This is a genomic window from Xenorhabdus sp. KJ12.1 (assembly GCF_963876495.1).
In the GTDB taxonomy this organism is placed as follows: Bacteria; Pseudomonadota; Gammaproteobacteria; order Enterobacterales; family Enterobacteriaceae; genus Xenorhabdus; species Xenorhabdus stockiae.
In genome coordinates, this window is the sequence record NZ_CAWNQH010000121.1 from 1 (window position 1) to 3,336 (window position 3,336).

Genomic DNA, 3,336 nt, shown 5'->3' on the forward strand with positions numbered 1-3,336 from the left:
TTCTAAATTATACATGCCTGAGGATCTCCACGATTTTGTTTTCTTTAGCAAAAACTTTGATCGTGCCTCAGGCACTTTAGTTCCCTTCTTAAGCGAAGCTCAGGTTAGTTATCAATAAAATAAATATGCTGCGGAGATGATATGCGTCAAAGAACAATTGTCTGTCCTATTATTCAGAATAATGGCGAATACCTGCTTTGTAAAATGGCATTTGATCGTGGTGTTTTTCCGGGTCAGTGGGCATTGTCCGGAGGAGGAATGGAACCCAACGAAACAATGGAAGCAGCACTGAGACGAGAAATCAGGGAAGAGCTGGGTGAAGCTCTGGAAATAACGGAAGTGAAACCTTGGGCTTTTCGTGATGATATCCGGATTAAAACGTATCCGGATGGCACCACAGAAGAAATTTACATGATTTACCTCATCTTTGACTGTATCAGTACCAACCGAAACATTACATTCAACGAAGAATTTCAGGAAATTGCGTGGGTGTCACCAGAAACCATGAAAACCATGGATCTGAATGAAGCAACACGGGTTACCTTTACCCAGAAAGGAATCATCTGATAAATTCCACCGGCTCATCCCTGCCATCCATGATGAAGGCAGGGGCGGGCAACAGAGCCATGGCTCACGTGCTCTATCCCAATACCCTCCATGTTTCCGAGAACGTCCGGACATTTATCGATTTCTTACAAAGTCAGCTCGAAAAGCTCAACAACAAATAATAAAAAAATACAAATAGTCAATCTCCAACACATTAGCAAAACTCACGTTGAGTGACTCAAGAGAAAAACGGAGTGAAGACAAACTTATCCCGAACCCCATCTAAAAAATTAACAACCTTCAGCTTAGAACTTGCCAAAACGTATTGCGTGATTTTACATCAAATACGCTAAAAAACTTTTTCCATTCTGATCCGACGAGTTGGAAAAATCCCACCTCACACGTTCCGCAGATTAGAGTAATCAGACTTATCGATGATCCGAGTGTTTGTAAGGCTCACCTTCGGGTAGAAACATCAACATATAGCCGTTCATCAAAAACATATTCACTTAAACAAATGTATTATTGACGAGTCGTTACTCCTGAGTATGATATTCAGTTCAGAAATAGGAGTGTTTATGACTCAGCTTACCCCGCTTCATTTTTTCAAATACCTTTCGGATGAGACACGCCTGCGCATCATGTTGTTGCTACGTGAGACCGGCGAGCTGTGTGTTTGCGACATCTCAACGGCACTTCAGGAACCGCAGTCTAAAACTTCTCGCCATCTGGCTATGCTTCGCGAAGCCGGGCTGCTTCTAGATAGACGTGAAGGCAAGTGGATTTACTATCGTTTGTCTCCACATATCCCTGTCTGGGCAGCTAATGTCCTTGAACAGGCATTTCAATGCCAGCAGGCTGAGATAGCTCAGTTGAGTACGCGACTTCAGAAGATCAACTCGACAACAAGCGGTAAATCCTCCTGTCAGTAACAAGAAAAAATTTATTCAAACAAATTTGATTTTTCACATATGTATATTTATTAGGAGAAAACTATGTGGCTTGCAGGGGCAATTTTTGTTCTGACTCTGATCCTGGTGATATGGCAACCAAAGGGGCTTGGCATTGGCTGGAGTGCCGTCATTGGTGCCACACTTGCCTTGATCACTGGTGTTGTGCATATCAGTGATATTCAAGTGGTGTGGCAAATTGTCTGGAACGCAACGGCCGCCTTTATCGCTATAATTATCATCAGTCTGTTGCTTGATGAATCGGGTTTTTTTGAATGGGCAGCCCTGCATGTTGCACGTTGGGGAGGGGGTAAAGGCCGTTGGCTTTTCACCTACATTATCTTGCTCGGAGCCAGTGTTTCCGCGCTGTTTGCAAACGATGGTGCAGCGTTGATTCTGACCCCGATAGTGATTGCGATGCTTCTGGCACTCGGTTTCAGCCGGGGAGCCACGCTGGCATTCGTCATGGCAGCGGGATTTATTGCCGATACAGCCAGTTTACCGTTGATCGTTTCTAATCTGGTGAATATCGTCTCTGCTGACTTCTTCAAACTGGGATTTCATGATTATGCCTCAGTAATGGTGCCGGTTGATATCGCCGCTGTCACCGCTACGCTTGCCATGTTGCACTGGTTTTTCCGCAAAGATATTCCGAAGACCTATGACGTTGCGAAATTGAAATTACCGCGTGAGGCTATTCGTGATGTGCGCACATTCAAAACTGGTTGGATTGTGCTCGCCCTGTTGTTGATGGGTTTCTTTGCCCTTGAGCCTTTAGGCGTCCCTGTGAGTTTGGTTGCCGCTGTTGCTGCTCTTGTCCTCTGGCTGGTTGCTCGCCGAAGTCATGTGATCAATACGGGTAACGTACTGAAAAAGGCACCCTGGCAAATCGTTATTTTTTCACTTGGGATGTATCTGGTGGTGTACGGCCTGCGTAATGTCGGTCTCACCGATGTTCTGTCGGGCATACTGAATACCTTAACTGATTACGGCCTTTGGGGAGCGACACTGGGCACCGGTTTCCTGACAGCAATTCTGTCATCGGTGATGAATAACTTGCCTACCGTTCTGGTTGGTGCACTTTCTGTTGAATCCAGTATGGCAACGGGTGTTATCAAAGACGCTATGATTTACGCCAATATTATTGGCAGTGATCTGGGACCTAAAATCACGCCCATTGGGAGCCTGGCGACGTTACTTTGGCTGCATGTTCTCGCGCAGAAAAATATCATCATCTCATGGGGCTATTATTTCCGCGTCGGGATAGTAATGACCATTCCGGTTCTTTTTGTGACGTTGTCTGCACTGGCACTGCGCCTGTCGTTTTAATAAGCCTTTAATTATGGGCCGGATCTCCCGCTAAACAGAAAGAGAATGTGTAATAGCAGATATCACTATTTATCATAATCCGGCCTGTGGTGTTTCGCGCAATACACTGGAATTGATCTGTAACAGTGTATTACTGACCTGTGGTGACACTATAGGAAACAGTACAGCGTTACAAAATGACTGAGCAACTCCCTCTCATCCCCGTCCTATCGCCATAATATATCCTATTTAAAGCCCGCTTTGTCCCGTTCCAAACGCCACCACGCCGTCCCCATAACACCGCATAATTTTTATCGGTGACCCAGAGGAATAGGCTGTTAATAAAAGTGAAAAGGCAACCCGTGTATTTTCGGCAGCCACCACATCATCTGGAAAAACTGCATTGTGTTTACTACTCACGTAATTAACCTGAGCTTCGCTTAAGAAGGGAACTAAAGTGCCTGAGGCACGATCAAAGTTTTTGCTAAAGAAAACAAAATCGTGGAGATCCTCAGGCATGTATAATTTAGAA

Annotated in this window: 4 protein-coding genes and 1 pseudogene; 4 read left to right on the forward strand and 1 reads right to left on the reverse strand. The window is 45.0% G+C overall.

Annotated features, from left to right (window positions below; genetic code table 11):
* Nucleotides 1-141 precede the first annotated feature (141 nt).
* The 4 genes and pseudogenes from nudI to AACS92_RS19855 form a co-directional block, all read left to right on the forward strand.
* On the forward strand, nucleotides 142-567 hold the full coding sequence (gene nudI / locus AACS92_RS19840; RefSeq protein WP_099111986.1) for a nucleoside triphosphatase NudI: 426 nt from the start codon (nucleotides 142-144) through the stop codon (nucleotides 565-567).
* Nucleotides 568-1,124: 557 nt separating this feature from the next.
* Entirely contained in the window at nucleotides 1,125-1,478 is a 354-nt protein-coding gene (locus AACS92_RS19845) for a metalloregulator ArsR/SmtB family transcription factor (protein ID WP_099111987.1), read from the forward strand.
* Between the two features lie 63 nt (nucleotides 1,479-1,541).
* Entirely contained in the window at nucleotides 1,542-2,825 is a 1,284-nt protein-coding gene (locus tag AACS92_RS19850) for an arsenic transporter (protein ID WP_099111988.1), read from the forward strand.
* Between the two features lie 52 nt (nucleotides 2,826-2,877).
* Nucleotides 2,878-2,952: pseudogene (locus AACS92_RS19855) on the forward strand (arsenate reductase); the annotation flags it as partial.
* Nucleotides 2,953-3,053: 101 nt separating this feature from the next.
* Here the strand turns inward: AACS92_RS19855 and AACS92_RS19860 are convergent.
* Nucleotides 3,054-3,336, reverse strand: a 283-nt coding sequence (locus AACS92_RS19860; RefSeq protein ID WP_193757015.1) for a hypothetical protein, incomplete at its 5' end; no start/stop codon positions are given.

Bases quoted from the DNA above. Each gene is read 5' to 3' on its own strand.
- AACS92_RS19845 (WP_099111987.1), top strand. From the start codon at position 1,125: ATGACTCAGCTTACCCCGCTTCATTTTTTCAAATACCTTTCGGATGAG.
- nudI (WP_099111986.1), top strand. From the start codon at position 142: ATGCGTCAAAGAACAATTGTCTGTCCTATTATTCAGAATAATGGCGAA.
- AACS92_RS19850 (WP_099111988.1), top strand. From the start codon at position 1,542: ATGTGGCTTGCAGGGGCAATTTTTGTTCTGACTCTGATCCTGGTGATA.